Consider the following 19,351-nt stretch of genomic DNA (forward strand, 5'->3'; position numbering starts at 1 on the left):
ACTCTCATCATCCTTCCCAGGATTGAGAGCCTCCATCAGACCCGGGGCGATTCACTGCGGGACTCCACTCGCAGGGCAGACGTAATCGCCTCGCGCATACCCCACCTTGCCCCCTCGGAAGCACCGGACCGACTACTCCTGTCGCCCTGCTGATGAGCGCGCCCTGGCTGTTGAACGGCGTGGTGCCGAACCTCACACGTGCGGGTCCGCCTCGACACCGGCCAACTCGAGGTCACGCCGGCCGGACAGATCGTCCCGGGCGAGCCGGAGGCGGCGCTGCGCATCGCGGTCGTCCACACCACGAGCCGCTGCTCGAGGCGGTCGGCCCAGCACCCGCCTAGCGTTCAATCCTGTTCCGATCCTCCTCGACCCCGGACATCTGCACCCACTGCCCCAGGTGCGCGTGGGCGTCCCACAGCCCCGGCATCGCCCAGCGGCCGCCGCCGTCGTGGACCTCGAGGCCGTCGGCGTCGAGGCCGGGGGCGACGGCCTCGACGACCCCGTCGCGGATACGCACGCCGACGAGTCCCTCGGACGGCTCGGTCTCCGTGCCGCTCGCGCGCGCCGAACCCCGTCGGCCCCGGTCGCCCACCGGCACGAGGCGCACGTCGCGGATGAGGCACGAGCGCAGATGGGTGGCCGGGGCGTCGCGAGGCGTGGCGGTCGGGGGGTCGAAGTCGTGGGTCATGGGACCGAAGGTAGGCCCGCCGCCGCCTCCGCCACGGCGGGAACGACGAGACTGCCCGTGCGTCGACCGGATTCGTCGACGATCCAGCCCATGCGTTTGACCGAGCGGAGCAGGAACATCGAGCGCAGTACCTCGATCCGCACGCTCCCCCCGAGCGCCTTCTCGAACGACGCGACCCCGGCGACCGACCGGCTGAACACCGAGAACACGAGATTGGCCTCACCGGTGGTCTGCACCCCGAGACGCAGGTGGGCGAGCGATCCCAGCGCCGCGATGGTGCGTTCGGACTCGGCGGGCGGCACCCGGGCGAACCAGATCGCGGTGATCGGCCAGCCCGCGGCGGCGTGGGCGACCTCGCACCGGAACCGGATCGTCTCGGTGCCGACGAGGCGGGCCAGGCGCCGGCGCACCGTCGCCGGTGTGCCCTGCGTCCGGCGGGCGAGCTCGGCGACCGACGCCCGGCCGTCGCGCGCCAACGCCGCGACGAGAGCGCGATCCTCGGGGCCGAGCGGCTCGGCGGGGGCGGGGGCCGCGCCCCGGGGCGCCCACTGGCCGAGGTCGGCGCGCGCCAACCGGTCGAGCCGGCCGGCCTCGGCGATCTGATCGGAGTCGAGGTCGTCCAGACGCCAGGCCGAGCCGTCGCGGATCACCTGGGTGACCACATGGGCGTCGACTCCCGCCACGTCGCCACAGCTCCCGAGGTCGTCGAGGACGAGACGGGTGAGGCCGCCGAGATCGGGCGTGATGACGGTCGCGAGCAACAACCCCGCGTCGGTCGACTCGTCGAGCCCGACGATCCGCGCATCGGCCGCGAGCGTCCTCGCGAGGGCCCTCCGGTTCGCCGGGGCGCACCGGACCTCGACGATGGCCGTCGTCTGCGCGCCGGCGGTCCGCACCGGTTGCACGCTCACCCAGGCGAGCCCCTCACCCGTGAGCCGCTTCCATCGCGCCGCGCACGCGGTCGCGCTGATGCCGACGACGGCCCCCACGTCGACCCACGGCAGCCGCGGCGCGATCTGCAGGACGTGACAGATCGCCCGATCCACGTCATCCACGGACGTCTCCCGCCGTGATCAAGGCCCCGACCCCTGCACGATTCCTCCTCGCGACGAGCCCGCCGTGAACGATGTCGGTCGATCTTCGCACCGTCGTGCGGCAATCCTGCCGAATCGGGCCCGGCCGGGGAGAGGACTCGCACACTTCACGTCATCGAGCTGCGCCTCCCCCACCGGCGCCCCGCACGTCAGCAAAGGAGCCGACGATGTCACTGCTCTCGGACACGGTCCGCGCCGCCGGATCGGCCACGGCGCCCGGCGAACTCGTCCAACTGCGCCACGAACTGCACGCCGACCCCGAGGTGGGTCTGCACCTGCCGCGCACCCAGCGTCGGGTGCTCGACGCGATCGACCACCTCCCCCTCGAGATCACCCTCGGGCAGGACCTGTCGTCGGTGACCGCCGTCATCCGCGGCCGCGGGGAGATCCGGAGCGAGACGCGGGACGCCGACGGCCACGCCCCCGCCGTCCTCCTGCGTGCCGACATGGACGCGCTGCCCGTCCCCGAGGAGACCGGGCTCGTCTGGGCCTCGGAGAACCCCGGCCTCATGCACGCCTGCGGTCACGACATGCACACGGCGATTCTCGTCGGGGTCGCGCACGACCTCTGTGCCCGCCGCGAGGAGCTCGCCGGCGACGTCGTCCTCATGTTCCAGCCGGGCGAGGAGATGCACGACGGCGCCGCGCTCATGATCCGCGAGGGGGTCCTCGAGGCCTCCGGACGACGCGTCGAGGCCGCCTACGCCCTGCACGTCTTCGCCGCCGGGTTCCCCCAGGGGATGGTCGTCGGCCGCCGCGGCCCGATGATGGCCGCCGCCGACGGTCTCACCGTCGTCGTCCGCGGCAAGGGCGGGCACGGCTCGACGCCGCAGCGCGCCCTCGACCCCGTGCCGGTCGCCTGCGAGATCGTCACGGCCCTGCAGGTGATGATCACCCGCCGCTTCGACGTCTTCGACCCGGTCGTCGCGAGCGTCGGCTCGATCCACGCCGGCGAGGCCCCCAACGCGATCCCCGAGTACGCGATGATCACCGCCTCCGTCCGGACATGGTCGACGAGCACCCGCGACGAGTTCCGCCACGCGGCGGAGACACTCGCGAACGGCATCGCCGCCGCCCACGGACTCACCGCCGAGATCACCCACATCGACGGCTACCCGTGCACCCACACGACGCCCGCCGAGACCGACTTCGTCGCCGATCTCGTCGCCGACGTCCTCGGCCCCGAGCGGTTCACCCACCTGCCCCACCCGTTCGCCGGCTCCGAGGATTTCTCCCGCGTCCTCGCCACCGTGCCCGGCACCTTCATCGGTCTGGGCGCCACCCCCACCGGGCTCGACCCGGCCACCGCGCCGTTCAACCACAGCTCGTACGCGCGCTACGACGACGCCGTCATCCCCACAGGAGTGAGCGTCCTCGCCGAGATCGCCACGCGCCGCCTCGCCGCGTCCGCCTCGCGCGACGCCTGATCACCCCCTGCCCTCCTCGCCCGACAAGGAAGACGCCATGTCCGTCACCGCCCCCGCACCCCGCCTCGACTCGGCCGGCAAGAGGAACGACCACACCCTCGTCGGGACCGCCGTCGGCACCGCCCTCGAGTGGTTCGACTGGTCGATCTACGGCACGTTCGCCGCGTTCTTCGCCGCCAACTTCTTCGCCTCCACGGAGGCGGCCCACGCCTTCCAGAACACGTGGTGGGTCTTCTTCATCGGGTTCCTCGCCCGGCCCATCGGCGGGTTCTTCTTCGGCCGGATCGCCGACACCCGCGGGCGTCGCACCTCGATGATCCTCACCTCGGCGTTCGCCGGCGTCGGGTCGCTCATCATCGGGATCGCGCCGAGCCACATGCTCATCGGCGTCTTCGCCGTCGTCCTGCTCCTCCTCGGCCGCTTCGTCCAGGGGCTCGCGCACGGCGGCGAGCAGCCCGCCGCGCAGGCCTACCTCGCCGAGGCCGCTCCCCCCGACCGCCGCGGCCTCTGGTCGACGCTCATCTACACGGCCGGCACCCTCGGCGCGAACCTCGGCATCCTCCTGGCCGCGCTCCTGTCCACGTGGCTCGGCGCCGGCGGCATGGTCGCCTCGGGCTGGCGCATCGCGTTCATCGTGGGTTTCCTCGGCTCGATGTGGGCGGTGTGGACGCGCTACCGGATGCCGGAGACGCAGACCTTCGCCGAGGCCGCCGACCGGCCCAAGGTCGACCTGTGGGCCGAGATCGTCCGGTCGCGTGTCGTCGCGGTCAAGGTCATCGGGATGACCGCCGGCCTCACCGTGTCCTACTACCTCTTCCTCGTCGTCGTCTCCGGGTACTCGATCGCCGTCCTCGGCGCCGACCCGACGGCGACCCTCTGGACCGGGTTCGCGATGAACTTCTTCTTCGTCGCGCTGCTGCCGGTGTGGGGTCTGCTCTCCGACCGCATCGGCCGCCGCCCCGTCATGCTCATCGGCACCCTCGGCATGGCCCTCGTGACGCTGCCGCTGCTCGGCTTCATCGACGGGTCGTGGCAACGCCTCGCGATCACCCTCGCGGTCGCCTACACGTTCCTCACGGCGCCGTGCGCCATCAGCCCCGCCTACATGGCCGAGCTCGTGCCCACCCGCATCCGCACGATCGGCGTCGGCTTCCCGATGGCCCTCGCCACCGCGATCTTCGGCGGCACCGCCGGTCTGCTGCAGTCGGCCCTCGCCGCGAGGTACCACTCGCAGACCCGTTCGCGATCTACGTCATCGCCCTGCTGCTCGTCTCCGCCGCCATCGTGTGGTCGCTGCCCGAGACCAGGGGCAAGGACCTCGCCGACGAGGACGCGCCCTCGATCGTCCACGCCTGAGCACCGCCCACGCGCCCCGAGGAGATCCATGACCACCCACGCCCTCGCCGACGAGCGCGCCCGCTCGACCGCGGAGCACATCGCCCTCACCGAGACGTTCACGGCGCACAACTACCACCCGTTGCCCGTCGTCCTCGCCCACGGTGAGGGCGCGTGGGTGACCGACGTCGAGGGCCGCCGCTACCTCGACTGCCTCGCCGGATACTCCGCGCTCAACTTCGGACACGGACACCCGCGGCTCCTCGCCCGGGCGCACGCCCAGCTCGACGCCCTCACCCTCACCTCACGCGCCTTCCACCACGACCGGTTCGGGCCGTTCCTCGAGGCGATCACGGCGCTAACCGGCAAGGACGCCGCCCTGCCGATGAACTCCGGCGCCGAGGCCGTCGAGACCGCCCTCAAGATCGCCCGGCGCTGGGGACACGAGGTCAAGGGCGTCGCCCCCGACCGCGGCACGATCGTCACGATGGGCGGCAACTTCCACGGCCGGACGACGACGATCATCTCGTTCTCCACCGACGAGGTCGCCCGCTCCGGGTTCGGGCCCTACACGAGCGGGTTCGTCACCGTCCCCTACGGCGACCTCGACGCCCTCACCGCGGCACTCACCGACGACGTCGTCGCGGTGCTCCTCGAGCCCATCCAGGGCGAGGGCGGCGTCGTCATCCCGCCCCCGGGGTACCTCGCCGGGGTGCGCGCCGCGTGCGTGCTCATGATGGCCGACGAGATCCAGTCGGGCCTCGCCCGCACCGGTGAACTCTTCGCGTGCGACCACGAAGGGGTCGTCCCCGACGTCTACATCCTCGGCAAGGCCCTCGGCGGCGGCCTCCTGCCCGTCTCCGCCGTGCTCGCCGACCGGGACGTCATGGACGTCATCACCCCCGGCTCGCACGGGTCGACCTTCGGCGGGAACCCCCTGTCCTGCGCCGTCGCCCACGAGGTCGTCGACATCCTCGCGACCGGCGAGATGCAGGAGCGGGCCCGCGTCCTCGGGGCGCGTCTCGACGCCGGGCTCACCGGCCTGGTCGGTGAGGGTGTCCTCGCGAGTCGCTGCCGGGGCCTGTGGGCGGGCGTCGACATCGACCCGCGGCGTCTGTCGGGCCGGGCGATGTCCGAACGACTGTTGGCCCGAGGGGTCCTCGCCAAGGAGACCCACGGCTCGACCATCCGCCTGGCGCCGCCGCTCGTCGCGACGGAGGACGACGTCGACCTCCTCGTCGCCGCGTTCGCGGACGCCCTCGCGGAGGCCTGATCCCCGGCCTTCCCGAGGCCCGGGACGGCACCGTGGCAGGGTGCCCGCGGACCGGTGCCTACAGTGGTGCCCATGCCCAGCCCCGCCCTCACCCCCGGCCGCGTCGGTCCGCGACGCCGCGTCCCCTCCTCCATCGCTCGTCCGGAGTACGTGGACCGCGACGCGCCGCAGCCCTACACCGGCTCGGAGATCAAGGACGCGGCGACCATCGAGGCGATGCGGCACGCGGGCACGGTCGCGGCCCGGGCCCTGCGCGCCGTCGGCGCGGCCGTCGCCCCCGGGGTGACGACCGACGAGCTCGACCGCATCGCCCACGAGTCGATGATCGAGGCCGGCGCCTACCCCTCGACCCTCGGCTACCGCCGCTATCCCAAGTCGTGCTGCACGAGCGTCAACGAGGTCGTCTGCCACGGCATCCCCGACGACCGACCCCTCGCCGACGGCGACATCGTCAACGTCGACATCACCGCCTTCATCGGCGGCGTCCACGGCGACACCAACGCGACCTTCCTCGTGGGCGACGTCGACGAGGAGTCCCGCCTGCTCGTCGAGCGCACCGAGGAGGCGTTGCGTCGGGCGATCAAGGCCGTCAAGCCCGGCCGACAGATCAACGTCATCGGACGGGTCATCGAGAGCTACGCCAAGCGCTTCGGCTACGGCGTCGTGCGCGACTACACCGGTCACGGCATCGGCACCGCGTTCCACACCGGGCTCGTCATCCCCCACTACGACGCCGCCCCCGGCTACGACACCGTCATCGAGCCGGGCATGACGTTCACGATCGAACCGATGCTGAGCCTCGGCACCCCCGACTGCGTCGAGTGGGACGACGGCTGGACCGCGGTCACCGCCGACGGACGCCGCTCGGCGCAGTTCGAACACACCCTCCTCGTCACCGACCGCGGCGCCGAGGTCCTCACGCTCGCCTGAGGACCCGCTCCGGTCGCCCGGCAGCGGGTCACCGTCCGATCCGGGGCCCACGTCAGTGCGGTCCCGCGCGGGAATCAGGACCCGTCGCCCCTCCCCGTCCCCGGCGCCGGTCGACGACCGCCCCTGAACGACAGGCCCATTCGCCGTGCGAGGCGGATCGATGGGCGACAGGGTCAGCCCGTCGGCCGACGGCGGTCGCCGGTCTCTTCACCCTGGCGTCCTATTCTGTTCGCCTCATGTCCACGACCGCGAGGAGTCACGACTCATGACCGCCAGCCCCCTTCCGCTCGGCATCGACATCGGCGGCAGCGGCATCAAGGGCGCGCCCGTGGATCTCGAGGCCGGGAGCTTCGCGGCCGATCGCATCCGCATCGAGACGCCCGGTTCCTCCACCCCGAAGGCCGTCGTCAAGATCGTCAAGGAGATCGCGGCCGAGTTCGACGACCGGTGCGGCGGGGGCCCGATCGGCGTCACCGTCCCGGCCGTGACGACCGGCGGGGTGGTCCGCACCGCCGCGAACATCGACAAGGACTGGGTCGGCACGGACGCCGGTGCGCTCCTCGGTGAGGCCCTCGGCCGCCAGGTCACCGTGCTCAACGACGCGGACGCCGCCGGCGTGGGAGAGATGCAGTACGGCTCCGGCCGCGGTGTCCGGGGTACCGTCCTCGTCGCGACCCTCGGCACCGGGATCGGCTCGGCGCTGTTCGTCGACGGCACCCTCGTGCCCAACACCGAGCTCGGTCACCTCGAGATCGACGGCCACGACGCGGAGAAGCGCGCCTCCAACGGAGCCCGCGAGGCGGACGACCTCTCCTGGGAGAAGTGGGCCAAACGCCTCCAGCGCTACTTCCGTCACGTCGAGGACCTCCTGTGGCCCGACCTCATCGTCATCGGCGGAGGCGTCTCGAAGAAGGCCGACCGGTACCTCCCCCTCCTCGATCTGCGCACCCCCATCGTCCCCGCGACGCTGCGGAACGACGCGGGCATCATCGGGGCCGCGTGGCTGGCCGCTCAGCGGGCGGACCACCAGGGCGCCTGAGCCTCGCGCCCCGTCACCGCCCGACGCACGCCCGGCCGTGGCAGGCGTCGGACCCGCGGTGTCGACCCGGGCCGTCGAGGCTGTCGACGGCGGCTCCTACGATGGCGCCCGTGGAATTCCTCAACGGCGCCCAGCCCGCCTACGACCTCACGTACAGCGACGTGTTCATGGTCCCGTCGCGGTCGTCGGTGGCCTCGCGCCTCGACGTCGACCTGCGCACGCCGGACCGCGTCGGCACGACGATCCCCATCGTCGTCGCCAACATGACGGCGGTCGCCGGGCGGCGGATGGCCGAGACCATCGCGCGTCGTGGTGGGGTCGCGATCCTGCCGCAGGACGTCAAGATCGGCGCCCTCGAGGAGACGATCGGCCGGGTCAAACGGGCACACCCGGTGTACGAGACGCCGGTCGTCGTCGGTGACGGCGAACCCATCGCCGCGGTCCTCGCGCTCATCGGCAAGCGCGCGCACCGGTCCGCGGTCGTCGTCGACGCGGCCCGGCGCCCCATCGGGCTCGTCACCGAGCGGGACTGCCACGAGGTCGACCGGTTCGCCACCGTCGCCGACGTCATGCGCCGTGACCTCTTCACCCTCACCGCCGGGGTCGACCTCGACGACGCCTACGGCGCGCTCGAGTCCCACCACCTCGGTCTCGCGCCCGTCGTCGAGAACGAGCGTCTCGTCGGTCTTCTCACGCGCACCGGCCTCCTGCGCTCGGCCATCTACGCCCCCGCGCTCGACCCCGAGGGTCGGCTCATGGTCGGGGCGGCCGTCGGCATCAACGGCGACGTCCGGGGGCGCACCGAGCGCCTCCTCGCGAGCGGGGCCGACGTGCTCGTCGTCGACACCGCGCACGGTCACCAGGACAAGATGCTCGACGCCCTCGCCGCCGCCGTCGGGGCGCGGGACGCCCATGAGGCCGCCACCGGCCGACGTATCCCGGTCGCGGCGGGCAACGTCGTCGCCGCCGAGGGGGCCCACGACCTCGTCGCCGGGGGTGCCGACATCGTCAAGGTCGGTGTCGGCCCCGGCGCGATGTGCACGACGCGGATGATGACCGGCGTCGGTCGCCCCCAGTTCTCCGCGGTCCTCGAGTGCGCCGCGGCGGCGAAGGAGAACGGCGCCCACGTGTGGGCCGACGGAGGGGTCAAGTACCCCCGCGACGTCGCCCTCGGGCTCGCGGCCGGTGCCGCCTCGGTGATGATCGGTTCGTGGTTCGCGGGCACGTACGAGTCCCCCGGCGACCTCGTGCGCGACGCCGACGGTCGCACCTACAAGGAGAGCTTCGGCATGGCCTCCGCCCGCGCGGTCCGAGCCCGGACCAAGGAACAGTCCTCGTTCGCCCGCGCCCGCTCGGCCCTGTTCGAGGAGGGGATCTCCAGCTCGCGGATGTATCTCGACCCGGACGCGGGCGGCGTCGAGGACCTGCTCGACCGCATCGTCTCGGGAGTGCGCAGCTCGTTCACCTACGCCGGTGCCCGCACGATCGGCGAGTTCCACTCCCGTGCCCGGGTCGGCCTGCAGAGCACGGCCGGTTACGACGAGGGGAGGCCGCGTGCCACGTCCTGGTGAGTCCGTCGGCCCGCGGGGGCCGCAGCGGCGCTCGGGTGCGCCGCGGGTGTGCGTCGTCACCGAGGTCGTCGACCTCACGCCGAGGCTGCGAAGGGTGCGGTTCCACAGCGAGGACCTCGTCGACGTCGAGTCGGTGAGCCCGGCCCAACGCGTGACGATCGTCCTTCCCGAGGGTGCCTCGTTCGGGCCCGAGGGCGTCGCGTCGGCGGAGTACTCGGCGGCCCGCCGCAAGCGGCGCACGTACACGCTGTGCGACCTCGACGGCGAATCCGGCACGGCCGCCATCGATCTCGTCCGTCACGGCGACGGGGTGGCCGGGCGGTGGGTGGAGCGGGTCTCCCCCGGTGACGACTTCGTCCTCTCCGGCCCGATGGGCAAGTTCCACCTCGATCCCGCCCACACCCGCTACCTGCTCGTCGCCGACGAGACGGCGCTCCCCGCGCTGCGGGAGATCCTCGCGCAGCTGCCCGCGCAGGCCTTCGCCGAGGTGCACGTCGAGGTGGCCGACGAGGCCGAACGCCTCGACCTGCCCACCTCGGCGACCGCCGAGGTCACGTGGTGGTTCCGTTCGGTGCACGGCGGCGCGAGCGGAGAGCTCGTGCAGGGGCTCGCGCCGCACCTGCGCACGGCCGGACCCGGCGTCGTCGTGTGGGTCGGCGCCGAGGCCGACGCCGTCACGACGCTGCGCACCCACCTGCTCACCTCGGCAGGCTGCGATCGGCGCCTCCTCGACGCCGTCGCCTACTGGCGCCGCGGTCGCGCCGAGAGCTGATCCCGACGCCGTCACGCGGTCACGAGACACCGGCCACAGCCGGCGTCTCACGGTTCCGGCGCGCCGAGCGTCCTTGTTGACGCGTCCCGCACCGTTTCCCTACGCTGAGCACACCGAGGGGAGTACTTCACCAAGGTGCTGCCGGTCATTGCGTGGGATCGATGTCCCACCCGGCGCACGCCCGCTGTCGCGGGTGAAGGAGACCTCGCACCGAGTTGACGATGCGAGGAAGCCATGCCCCTGTCGATCTCTGCCGCCGCGGACGCCCCGCCCGGCACCATCACGTCGATCGCCGATCCCACCCTGTGGCTCGTGACGATCGGCGGGATCATCGCCCTCGTCCTCTTCGACATCGCGCTCACGCGCCGCCCGCACGAGGTGTCGATGCGGGAGGCGCTCGCGTGGTCCGCGTTCTACCTCGCCCTTCCGCTCGCGTTCGGCGCGTGGCTGTGGCGCGCCTACGGGGGCCAGACCGGCCTGGAGTACCTCACCGGCTATCTCGTGGAGAAGTCGCTGTCGGTCGACAACCTCTTCATCTTCATCCTCATCCTGTCGGCCTTCGCCGTACCGAGGGCGCTGCAACAGCGTGTGCTGCTCATCGGCATCATCGGCGCGCTCGTCCTGAGGGCGATCTTCATCGCGCTCGGCGCCGCGCTCATCGCCCGGTTCTCGTGGATGTTCCTCCTGTTCGGGGTCATCCTCCTCGTCACCGCCTGGGGCGTCCTGCGTGACGCCCGCCACGGCGGTCACGACGTCGACGTCGACGAGCTGAAGATCGTCAAGTTTACGCGGCGCCTCATGCCGGTCACCGAGGACTACCGCGGGCCCCGTCTCAGCGTCCGCGAGGCCGGTCGGCGGGCGCTCACCCCGCTCGGTCTCGTCGCGATCGCGATCCTCGGCACCGACATCGTCTTCGCCGTCGACTCCGTCCCGGCCGTGTACGGCATCACCGGCGACCCCTACCTCGTGTTCGTCACCAACGCGTTCGCCCTGCTCGGACTGCGGGCGCTGTACTTCGTCCTCGAGGGGGCACTGGGCCGCCTGCGGCACCTCGGCTACGGCCTCGCGGTCATCCTCGCCTTCATCGCGGTCAAGCTCATCCTGCACTGGGCCCACGGCGTGTGGCCGGAGGTGCCGACCGTGCCGACCCTCGCCTCGCTCGTCGTCATCGTCGCCGCTCTCACGATCACGACGGTCACGAGCCTCGTCGCCGACCGTCGCGAGCGCGCGGCGAGCCCGCCGAGCCCGACGGCCGAGCCCGGCACCGGCGGCGGGACGTCCCGACGGGACCGTGACGCGGATGCCGCCGTGGTCGCGACCTCCGCTCCCGATTCCTCCGCCGACGTCGCCCCGGCCGCGCCCAGGACGGCGCGCCCGGGCGCGGAGTGACGAGAGCGCTCGTCGCACGACGCATGCGCACACACGCGCCGCCCCGGCAGGGATTCCTCCCCCGCCGGGGCGGCGCGGCGTTCAGTGCTGGTAGGCCGCGTCGAAGAAGGCGCGTTCGCAGGTGACGGCTCGAGCGAAGAGCGTCTCGACGCGCCTCCTCTCGGCCGCGTCGTGGGGCTCGTGGGCGTCGAGCTGCCCCTCGAGCCAGCCGACCCACGCCTCGAAATCCGCTCCTCGATGCAGATCGACCCACCCGACGTGCTCGGGACGAGTCGCCGCGAGCGGGTCGGCGTCCTCCCGGGTCGCCCAGTCGAGGTAGAGGCGCTCCGCGACGACGAGGACGGCGAGCACCGCCGGGTAGGACCGGGCGTCGACGGCCTCCCGCATGACGGCGTCGAAGTCACGGGTCGCCCGCGTGAGGTCCGGGTCGACGCGGTCCTTCTCGCTCACGCCGAGGGCGTCGAAGGAGTCGGTGAAGTACGTGTTCTCGTCGGTGGCGAAGAATCCCAGCTGTCGCGCGAGGGGCAGGCGGGCGGCCAGGTCGGGTGCGGAGGCGCAGGCCTGACCGAGCAACATCGTGAACGCGTCGCAGAACCGATAGTCCTGGACGAGGTAGCGGGCGAGGACGTCGTCGGCCACCGTCCCGGCGAGCAACTCGTCGATGAAGCGGTGGCCGACGGCGGCCTCCCAGTCGGCGGCGTTCTGCGTACGGAGTCGGTCGACATAGCTCGTCATGCCCTCACCCTAGGGAGCAGACCCCCCTCGCCGTCAGCCCCGGGGCGCCCTCGATCCCGGCACCGGAGACGCCGCCCACGCCCGGGTCAGTGCTCGCGCAGAACCTCGATCAGCTCGTCCTTGGTCATGCTCGAGCGCCCGTCGATCTCGAGCTCGGCGGCGCGTTTCCGCAGGTCATCGACGGTCCAGTCCTCGTACGCCCCGGACTCGCCGCCCTTGCGGGCGACCTCCTCGCGGGAGGAGTTCGCCGCCGCGTTGGAGATCGCCGCCGCCTTGGCCTTGGAGTTGCCCTCCTCGCGGAGCGCCTCGTACATCTCGGGGTCCTTGATCGAGTCGGCCACGGGTCAGCCCTCCGCGGCGTCGACGGTGCGGGGGTGGGTCATGTCGAGCGGGACGACCCAGGCGTCGAACTCCTCCTCGGTGAGGAATCCCAGGTCCATCGCGGCCTCCTTGAGCGTCGTGCCCTCCTTGTGCGCCTTCTTGGCGATCTGGGCGGCCTTGTCGTACCCGATGTGCGGGTTGAGCGCGGTGACCTGCATGAGGTTGCGGGCGAGATTGTCCTCGATGCGCTCCGTGTTCGGCTCGATGCCGACGGCGCAGTGGTCGGTGAACGCCGCGCACGCGTCGCCGAGCAGGCGGATGCTCTCGAGCACCGCGTGCGCCATGACCGGCTTGTAGACGTTGAGCTGGAAGTTGCCCTGGCTCCCGGCGAACCCGACCGTCGCGTCGTTGCCGAACACCCGGGTCGCGACCATCGTCATCGCCTCGCACTGGGTCGGGTTGACCTTGCCCGGCATGATCGAGCTGCCCGGCTCGTTCTCCGGGATGCGGATCTCGCCGATGCCGTTGCGGGGGCCCGAGGCGAGCCACCGCACGTCGTTCGCGACCTTCATCAGCACCATCGCGAGCCCGCGGAGGGCCGAACTCTGGGCGACGAGCGCGTCGTGCGCCGACAGCGCGGCGAAGAGGTTTCCCGCCTGGCGGAACTCGTGGCCCGTCTGCTCGGCGATCATCGCCGCGGCCCGCTCGCCGAACCGGGGGTGGGCGTTGAGCCCGGTGCCCACGGCGGTGCCGCCGATGGCGAGGTCGAGCACGCCGTCCTCCGCGTGCCGGACGCCGGCGAGGGCGGCGTCGATCTGCGCGACCCAGCCGCCGATCTCCTGGCCGAGGGTGATCGGGGTGGCATCCTGGAGGTGGGTGCGCCCGACCTTGACGACGTCGGCGTACTCCTCGCTCTTGGCGGCGAGGACGTCGCGCAGCCGCGTGACCTGGTCGTACAGGTACTCGTGGAGGTCGAGGACGACCGCGACGTGCATCGCGGTCGGGAACGTGTCGTTGCTGCTCTGACCGCGGTTGACGTGGTCGTTGGGGTGGACCGGGGACTTGCTGCCCATCTCGCCGCCGAGGATCTCGATGGCGCGGTTGGAGATGACCTCGTTGCTGTTCATGTTGGACTGCGTACCGCTGCCGGTCTGGAAGACCACGAGGGGGAAGTGCTCGTCGAGGTCGCCGTCGATGACCTCGCGCGCGGCCTGCTCCAACGCGTCGAGCGCGGAGTCGTCGAGAGCGCCGAGCTCGCCGAGTTCCCGGTTGGCGCGGGCGGCGCCGAGCTTGAGGTGGCCGAGCGCCCTGATCATCGAGCGTCCCCACACGAAGGTGTCCCGGCCGATGGGGAAGTTCCCGATGCTGCGCTGCGTCTGCGCGCCCCAGTAGCGGTCGGCAGGCACCTCGAGGGCGCCCATGCTGTCGGTCTCACGTCGCATACCCATGTCGTCAGCCTAGGGAGTGCCCCGACGCCGGGCGCGCTCAGGGGACGAGGACCGCGAGACCCCAGAGCAGCGCACCGATGAGCACGGTGAGGGTGACGAACATCCACTCGCCGGTGAACGCCCTCGCAAGAAAGCCGAATCGGGAGGGGTACCGGTCGGCCCCGGTCACCGGGTCGACGACGGGGTCGGCGAGATCGCGGGCCCGGCGGCCGAGGACGACCGAGAGGCCGAGCGCCACGGCGCCGGTGATCGCGGCCGCGAGGGGGGACATGGCGAAGGCGGGCGTCGACCACAGGACGGGCAGCAGCACGAGGACGACGAAGAGTGCGCCGACGAGGAGGAGACCGCGCACCGGCTTCTCCAGCAGGGTGCGCAGGTGGCGCATCGCGAGCAGTGTCGCCCCGATGAGCACCGCCGCCGAGGCGAGCCCGCCCCACACGACATCGACGTCCCGCCCCTGGACGACCGCGGGCACGGCCCCGGTCATCAGGGAGAACCCGATGAGACCGGCGGCGACGGGGGCCAGCACGCGGGCCCACTCCCCCGCCGGGGTGTCGACCTGCCGGCCCTCGCCGAACGGCAACGATCGGGCGTACTCACGGGGGTCGCCGAATGCCTGGGTCGGTGTCTCGCCGCTGTCCTCGCAGTGGGCCCGGGCGGCAGCGACCGCGTCGCCGATCGCGGCGCCGTCGATGTCCCGCAGACGCAGTTCGAGGACCATGTCGTCGAACCACCGCTTGTGCTGGGAGAGGGTCATGAGCACGTGCCTCCGATGAACGCGGCCGTGTGGCGGGCGAACTCGCGCCAGAGTGCGGCCTTCTCGGTCAGATCGAGACGCCCTTCGGGCGTGAGTTCGAAGTACTTGCGGCCCGGCCCGCTCTCGCCCTGCTCCCACCGCGTGACGACGTGTCCCGCCACCTCGAGCCGACCGAGCAGGGGGTAGAGGGTGCCGCCCTTGATCGTGCCGAAGCCGCTCTCCTCGAGTCGGGTGGCGATGGCGTAGCCGTAGGTGGGCCCGTCGTCGAGAATCCGCATCACCGCGAGGGTGAGCGGTCCCCGGAGCCAGTCCCCGGGCCAGGTCTGTGCGGCCATGAGAGAACAGTATGCCTATCTAGATAGCCACGCAACCTATCCCCCACATTCCGAGATGGGGTCGGGGCGCGTCTCCATGAGGAGACGGCGGGCGGCGGCTCGCACCTCCGTCGCCGGCCAGCGTTCGGGGTAGGTCGCCGAGAGGAGCGACAGGCCGTCGAGGCCGATCTGGAGGCGGTCGACCAGCGCCTCCCCCGCCGCATCGAGCCGGGCCTCGACCGAGGTCGGCAGCGGTAGCCCGCGGGCGTCGGCGACCGCCGTCCGGCAGATGAACCGCTCCCCCACCCACCCGTCCTGCCTCAACCGGTCGAGGTGGTGATCGGTGCGCGCGCGGGTCATGTAGGCCAGCCACACGACGAGCTCCACCCGCCGCCCCTCGTCGAGAGGAAGGAGCTGCTCCAAGGCCGTGCAGCCCCGCTCGAAGCGTCGATCCGAGGCGCCACCCTCATGCGGGTCGGCCTCGGCGTACAGGGCGAGCACGCGATCGGCGACGCGCTGGGCCATGACCTCCCCGGCGAAGGCGAGCAGGTCGCGGTGGGTCGCGAAATAGTGCCGGACGGCACCCATCGACCATCCCGACTCCGCGGCGACCCCCCGCACCGTCGCCGCCTCGATCCCCTCCCGCCCGACCAGTCGCCACACGGCGCGGGCGAGTTCCTCGCGGCGGGCGGCATGGTCGACGATCTTCGGCACATCGGCATAATCGCACACTTGCATCATGAAAAGATCGGTGCCATCGTGGCGTCATGTTTCAGCACACCTGTGTGAAAACAAGTGCGGGTCGGACGCCGAGCCGGAGTGACGACCCCTCGCCCGCCTCACGGACGCGGCGTCACCGATGACCGGCCTCCACCTCCTGCCACTCGCCGGCCTCGCCCTCGTCGACAGCACGAGCTTCGGGACCCTCGGCATCCCCGTCGCCCTGCTCGTCCGAAGCCGCGTCCACGTCACGGCGTTTCTCAGCTACCTGGGGGTGCTCGCCGGCTTCTACTGGGTGCTCGGCATCGCGCTCGTCCTCGGCGCCGACACGGCGCTCAGGGCGCTCGGCGGCGTCGCGGACAGCGCACCGGTCGTCTGGGCGCAACTCGCGATCGGCGTCGCCCTGTTCGTCGTGAGCTTCCTCGTCGACGGGCCCGCCACCCGCCGGCGGCAGGAGCGGCGCGCTCCGGCGGGCGCTCCCGCCACCCCCACCCGGCGCGAGCGATGGCTGGCCGCCCTCACCGGAGACGACACCCGGCCGCCCCGGGCGAGCGTCGTCGTCGGTGCCGCCCTGGGGGCAGGACTCGTCGAGGCCGCCTCGATGCTCCCCTACCTCGGGGCGATCGGGCTCATCACCGCCGCACGTCCGGGGCCGGCGGGGACCGCGACCCTTCTCGGCGGATACGTCGCCGTCATGATCGCGCCCGCACTCGTGCTCCTCGCCCTGCGCCTCCTCGCCCGCCGCGCCGTCGACCCCGTGCTCTCCCGTCTCGGTGCCTGGATGAACCGCAACTCCGCCGACGTCCTCGGCTGGGTGCTCGGGATCGTCGGATTCCTGCTCGCCGCCGACGCCGTGTCCCGCCTCGGCCTCATCCGGTAGGTCCACCCGCCTCCTCCCGCCGGCGCGCGCCGAGAGCGTCCCCGCACCGACGTCACCCTCCCGCTCCCCCGATGCCGAAGCACAGGCCCCATGACACCCCACCACCCCGCCCGCCCCGCCGACGCCGGCTCGTGCGGACGCGACTCCGGCTCGACGCCGCGGCCCATCCCGACCCGCCCCACGGGCAGGTCGCGGACGGGGCCCCGCCTCGGCCTCCTCGCATGGGCGTGCCTGCCGGCCGCGATCGTCGTCGAGCTCGTCGTGGCGGCGGTCGTCCGGACGACCGGCGCCATGCCGTACGACCTCCTCCGCTCGACGATCAGCGATCTCGGCGTGCGGTCCTGCGGCGAACTCGCCTACCCCCTCGGGCCGGTGTTCCTCTGCTCCCCGGCCCACACGCTGATGAACGCCTCGTTCGTCGTCTCCGGGGTACTTCTCGCCGTGGGCGCCGTGCTGACCGCGCCGTTGCTCCCCCGCGGACGGCTGCGCGGGTTTCTCGTCACGCTGTGGGTCGTCGCGGGCGTGAGCACGGCGCTCACCGGGCTCGTCCCGGTCGACGTCGATCTCGCGCTGCACACCCTCGCCTCGACGCCGGTCTTCCTCGCCCAGCCGCTCGCGCACGTCCTCACCGCCGTGGCGCTCCGACGGACCCGACCTCGCCTGGCGGCCGTCGGTGTCCTCGTGGGCGCCGTCACCCTCGTCACGGGCGGGGGGTTCACCCTGTGGATGGAGGCGATGCGCCTCGGCGGGCTGTTCGAGCGCGTCACCACCTGGCCCGCGCTCCTGTGGCTCGGTGTCCACGCCGTGACGACCCTGCGGAGGACGTCGCGCCCGGCCCGCGTCGCCGCGACCTCGGTGGACAGTCTCGACCGGGCGGGCACGGGAACCCTTCCGTAGGGTTGGTGCATGTCGGCCCGTTCGCTTCTCGCCCTCGGCCTGTCCCTCCTCCTCGTCGGTTGCGGTGCCTCCTCCCCCCACCCCACGCCGCCTCCTGAGTCGCCCCAGACCGGTGTCGACACCGGCACCGGCACCGACGACTCTCAGACGGCCGCGACGCCGCCGTTCGCCGTCGAGGAGGTGACGACCTTCGACGAGCCGTGGGCGATGACGTTCCTCCCGTCCGGGGAGGCCCTCGTCACCGAGCGCGGCGGCGCGTTGACTCTCGTCGAGGTGACCTCCGGGGAGAAGCGTCGCGTCGAGGGGACGCCGACGGTGCTGCACGAGGGCCAGGGCGGACTCGGCGACATCGTCCTCGGCCCCACCTACACCACGGACGGCACCGTCTACCTCAGTTGGGTCGAGGCAGCCGGTGAGGGGAGAGCCGGCGCCCTGGTCGGACGTGCGCGGCTACGCACCGAGGGAACACCGCGGCTGGAGGATCTTCGGCCGATCTGGCGTCAGGAGCCGACGACGGGACGCGGGCACTACAGCCACCGCCTCGCGGTGAGCCCCGATGACGACTACCTATTCGTGAGCTCCGGAGACCGCCAGAAGATGGATCCCGCGCAGGACACCGCGAACGACCTCGGCTCGATCCTGCGGCTCGACCTCGACGGCAGCCCGGCGGACGGCAACCCGTTCGGCGACCGCGGGGGTCAGGCGGCGGAGATCTGGAGCTACGGCCACCGCAACGTCCTCGGCCTCGCCTTCGACGCCGACGGGCGGCTGTGGGCGAGCGAGATGGGACCGAAGGGCGGCGACGAGCTCAACCTCGTCGAGCGCGGCGGCAACTACGGCTGGCCCAGGGCCTCCAACGGGTCCCACTACGACGGCAAGGACATCCCCGACCACACGGCCGGAGACTCCTTCGTGGCCCCGAAGGTGTGGTGGACCCCGTCGGTCTCCCCCGGCAGCCTCCTCCTCTACACCGGCACGGCCTTCCCGGAGTGGACCGGCGATGCGTTCCTCGGCGCGCTCTCCGGCCAGGCGCTCATCCGCGTCGACCTCGACGGCACGTCGGCGGCCAAGGCCGACCAGTGGGACATGGGCGAGCGCATCCGCGAGGTCGAACAGGGTCTCGACGGCACCCTGTGGCTCCTCACGGACGGACCGCGCGGGCGACTCCTTCACCTCACCCCGCGCTGATCGCCTCGGTCACCCCGCGCGCCTCGGTCACCCCGCGCGCCTCGCCGTGAGCTGCGCTCCCGCAGCCGACGTCACGGTCGCGGAGGTCGGTGCCGGTAGAGTGGTCCGTGGATGAGTCGGCCAGGCGGTCGCGTCGGTGATCCTCGGATCGCCGCCGAGGAACGTCCGGGCTCCACAGGGCAGGGTGGTGGCCAACAGCCACCCGGGGTGACCCGCGGGACAGTGCCACAGAGAACAGACCGCCCACGAACCGCTCCACCAGGAGCAGGCGTGGGCAAGGGTGAAACGGTGGTGTAAGAGACCACCAGCGCCTCCGGTGACGGGGGCGGCTCGGTAAACCCCACCCGGAGCAAGACCAGACAGTGTGCGCATGAGGGCGGCCCGCCCGAGCACACGGGTAGGTCGCTCGAGCCGTGCGGCAACGTACGGCCTAGATGGATGGCCGCTCAACGACAGAACCCGGCGTATCGGCCGACTCATCCGCTTCTCCGGCGTCCGGCCTGCCGTGTCGTCTCCGTGACCCGGCTACCGCGCCGCCCACTTCGCCGGCGACATCGCGCAAGGCACCCCACC

At 72.2% G+C, this 19,351-nt stretch carries 18 protein-coding genes, 1 other RNA gene and 1 pseudogene; 12 read left to right on the forward strand and 8 right to left on the reverse strand.

The genetic code is table 11. The annotated features are described in order from the left end of the window. Positions 1 to 337: 337 nt before the first annotated feature. Together RT054_RS04515 and RT054_RS04520 are read right to left on the reverse strand one after the other, a co-directional pair. Positions 338 to 688: a hypothetical protein gene (locus RT054_RS04515; RefSeq protein ID WP_313022307.1), complete on the reverse strand. Its 351-nt coding sequence runs from the start codon at positions 686 to 688 to the stop codon at positions 338 to 340. Continuing rightward, positions 685 to 1,743, reverse strand: coding sequence for an Lrp/AsnC family transcriptional regulator (locus tag RT054_RS04520; protein ID WP_312720664.1), 1,059 nt, complete (start codon positions 1,741 to 1,743; stop codon positions 685 to 687). Before RT054_RS04520 ends, RT054_RS04515 begins: the two co-directional genes overlap by 4 nt. A 206-nt stretch (positions 1,744 to 1,949) precedes the next feature. Here RT054_RS04520 and RT054_RS04525 point away from each other — a divergent pair, with 206 nt between their 5' ends. The 8 genes and pseudogenes from RT054_RS04525 (at position 1,950) to RT054_RS04560 (ending at position 11,518) form a co-directional block, all read left to right on the forward strand. After that, positions 1,950 to 3,209, forward strand: coding sequence for a M20 family metallopeptidase (locus RT054_RS04525; RefSeq protein WP_313022308.1), 1,260 nt, complete (start codon positions 1,950 to 1,952; stop codon positions 3,207 to 3,209). 37 nt (positions 3,210 to 3,246) lie between these two features. Next, positions 3,247 to 4,419: pseudogene (locus RT054_RS04530) on the forward strand (MFS transporter); the annotation flags it as partial. 174 nt (positions 4,420 to 4,593) lie between these two features. After that, positions 4,594 to 5,817 carry an ornithine--oxo-acid transaminase gene (rocD, locus tag RT054_RS04535; RefSeq protein WP_313022506.1) on the forward strand — a complete coding sequence of 408 codons (1,224 nt, stop codon included), beginning with the start codon at positions 4,594 to 4,596 and terminating at the stop codon, positions 5,815 to 5,817. Positions 5,818 to 5,889: 72 nt separating this feature from the next. Then, positions 5,890 to 6,747: a type I methionyl aminopeptidase gene (gene map, locus RT054_RS04540; protein WP_313022309.1), complete on the forward strand. Its 858-nt coding sequence runs from the start codon at positions 5,890 to 5,892 to the stop codon at positions 6,745 to 6,747. A gap of 265 nt (positions 6,748 to 7,012) precedes the next feature. Further along, on the forward strand, positions 7,013 to 7,786 hold the full coding sequence (gene ppgK / locus RT054_RS04545) for a polyphosphate--glucose phosphotransferase (protein WP_312722526.1): 774 nt from the start codon (positions 7,013 to 7,015) through the stop codon (positions 7,784 to 7,786). 110 nt (positions 7,787 to 7,896) lie between these two features. Then, entirely contained in the window at positions 7,897 to 9,357 is a 1,461-nt protein-coding gene (locus RT054_RS04550) for a GuaB1 family IMP dehydrogenase-related protein (RefSeq protein WP_313022310.1), read from the forward strand. Beyond that, entirely contained in the window at positions 9,341 to 10,129 is a 789-nt protein-coding gene (locus RT054_RS04555) for a siderophore-interacting protein (RefSeq protein ID WP_313022313.1), read from the forward strand. Before RT054_RS04550 ends, RT054_RS04555 begins: the two co-directional genes overlap by 17 nt. A 234-nt stretch (positions 10,130 to 10,363) precedes the next feature. Then, positions 10,364 to 11,518 (forward strand): TerC family protein, encoded by a 1,155-nt coding sequence (locus RT054_RS04560; RefSeq protein WP_312722528.1) that lies wholly within the window; start codon positions 10,364 to 10,366, stop codon positions 11,516 to 11,518. A gap of 81 nt (positions 11,519 to 11,599) precedes the next feature. Here the strand turns inward: RT054_RS04560 and RT054_RS04565 are convergent, their stop codons facing one another. The 6 genes from RT054_RS04565 to RT054_RS04590 all read right to left on the reverse strand — a co-directional run bounded on the left by RT054_RS04565 (position 11,600) and on the right by RT054_RS04590 (position 15,807). Next, on the reverse strand, positions 11,600 to 12,253 hold the full coding sequence (locus RT054_RS04565) for a TenA family protein (protein ID WP_312722530.1): 654 nt from the start codon (positions 12,251 to 12,253) through the stop codon (positions 11,600 to 11,602). Positions 12,254 to 12,339: 86 nt separating this feature from the next. Then, positions 12,340 to 12,567, reverse strand: coding sequence for a Rho termination factor N-terminal domain-containing protein (locus tag RT054_RS04570; protein ID WP_312722541.1), 228 nt, complete (start codon positions 12,565 to 12,567; stop codon positions 12,340 to 12,342). A 30-nt stretch (positions 12,568 to 12,597) separates the two neighbouring features. Beyond that, entirely contained in the window at positions 12,598 to 14,022 is a 1,425-nt protein-coding gene (gene fumC / locus RT054_RS04575; RefSeq protein WP_313022314.1) for a class II fumarate hydratase, read from the reverse strand. A 37-nt stretch (positions 14,023 to 14,059) separates the two neighbouring features. Beyond that, a complete protein-coding gene (locus tag RT054_RS04580) occupies positions 14,060 to 14,779 on the reverse strand; it encodes a hypothetical protein (RefSeq protein ID WP_313022315.1) in 720 nt (239 codons plus the stop codon). Then, entirely contained in the window at positions 14,776 to 15,114 is a 339-nt protein-coding gene (locus RT054_RS04585; protein WP_313022316.1) for a PadR family transcriptional regulator, read from the reverse strand. The genes RT054_RS04580 and RT054_RS04585 overlap by 4 nt, the downstream gene beginning before the upstream one ends. Before the next feature lie 36 nt (positions 15,115 to 15,150). Next, positions 15,151 to 15,807, reverse strand: a complete 657-nt coding sequence (locus RT054_RS04590; RefSeq protein ID WP_313022317.1) for a TetR family transcriptional regulator C-terminal domain-containing protein — start codon at positions 15,805 to 15,807, stop codon at positions 15,151 to 15,153. 145 nt (positions 15,808 to 15,952) lie between these two features. Here RT054_RS04590 and RT054_RS04595 point away from each other — a divergent pair, with 145 nt between their 5' ends. From RT054_RS04595 to rnpB, 4 genes are all read left to right on the forward strand, one after another. Then, positions 15,953 to 16,693: a GAP family protein gene (locus RT054_RS04595; protein WP_313022318.1), complete on the forward strand. Its 741-nt coding sequence runs from the start codon at positions 15,953 to 15,955 to the stop codon at positions 16,691 to 16,693. A 90-nt stretch (positions 16,694 to 16,783) separates the two neighbouring features. Then, the gene (locus RT054_RS04600; protein ID WP_313022320.1) at positions 16,784 to 17,590 is read left to right on the forward strand and encodes a DUF998 domain-containing protein; all 807 of its coding nucleotides are present in this window, start codon (positions 16,784 to 16,786) and stop codon (positions 17,588 to 17,590) included. Positions 17,591 to 17,599: 9 nt separating this feature from the next. Then, positions 17,600 to 18,778: a PQQ-dependent sugar dehydrogenase gene (locus RT054_RS04605; protein WP_313022321.1), complete on the forward strand. Its 1,179-nt coding sequence runs from the start codon at positions 17,600 to 17,602 to the stop codon at positions 18,776 to 18,778. Between the two features lie 112 nt (positions 18,779 to 18,890). Beyond that, positions 18,891 to 19,261, forward strand: an RNA gene (rnpB, locus tag RT054_RS04610) — RNase P RNA component class A. Positions 19,262 to 19,351 lie beyond the last annotated feature (90 nt).

Origin of the sequence: Mobilicoccus sp., assembly GCF_032060985.1 — a bacterium.
GTDB lineage: Bacteria > Actinomycetota > Actinomycetes > Actinomycetales > Dermatophilaceae > Mobilicoccus.

Coding starts and splice junctions, on each gene's coding strand:
- RT054_RS04515 (WP_313022307.1), bottom strand. CDS start 688: ATGACCCACGACTTCGACCCCCCGACCGCCACGCCTCGCGACGCCCCG.
- RT054_RS04525 (WP_313022308.1), top strand. CDS start 1,950: ATGTCACTGCTCTCGGACACGGTCCGCGCCGCCGGATCGGCCACGGCG.
- rocD (WP_313022506.1), top strand. CDS start 4,594: ATGACCACCCACGCCCTCGCCGACGAGCGCGCCCGCTCGACCGCGGAG.
- map (WP_313022309.1), top strand. CDS start 5,890: ATGCCCAGCCCCGCCCTCACCCCCGGCCGCGTCGGTCCGCGACGCCGC.
- ppgK (WP_312722526.1), top strand. CDS start 7,013: ATGACCGCCAGCCCCCTTCCGCTCGGCATCGACATCGGCGGCAGCGGC.
- RT054_RS04560 (WP_312722528.1), top strand. CDS start 10,364: ATGCCCCTGTCGATCTCTGCCGCCGCGGACGCCCCGCCCGGCACCATC.
- RT054_RS04565 (WP_312722530.1), bottom strand. CDS start 12,253: ATGACGAGCTATGTCGACCGACTCCGTACGCAGAACGCCGCCGACTGG.
- RT054_RS04570 (WP_312722541.1), bottom strand. CDS start 12,567: ATGTACGAGGCGCTCCGCGAGGAGGGCAACTCCAAGGCCAAGGCGGCG.
- fumC (WP_313022314.1), bottom strand. CDS start 14,022: ATGGGTATGCGACGTGAGACCGACAGCATGGGCGCCCTCGAGGTGCCT.
- RT054_RS04580 (WP_313022315.1), bottom strand. CDS start 14,779: ATGACCCTCTCCCAGCACAAGCGGTGGTTCGACGACATGGTCCTCGAA.
- RT054_RS04585 (WP_313022316.1), bottom strand. CDS start 15,114: ATGGCCGCACAGACCTGGCCCGGGGACTGGCTCCGGGGACCGCTCACC.
- RT054_RS04595 (WP_313022318.1), top strand. CDS start 15,953: ATGACCGGCCTCCACCTCCTGCCACTCGCCGGCCTCGCCCTCGTCGAC.
- RT054_RS04600 (WP_313022320.1), top strand. CDS start 16,784: ATGACACCCCACCACCCCGCCCGCCCCGCCGACGCCGGCTCGTGCGGA.
- RT054_RS04605 (WP_313022321.1), top strand. CDS start 17,600: ATGTCGGCCCGTTCGCTTCTCGCCCTCGGCCTGTCCCTCCTCCTCGTC.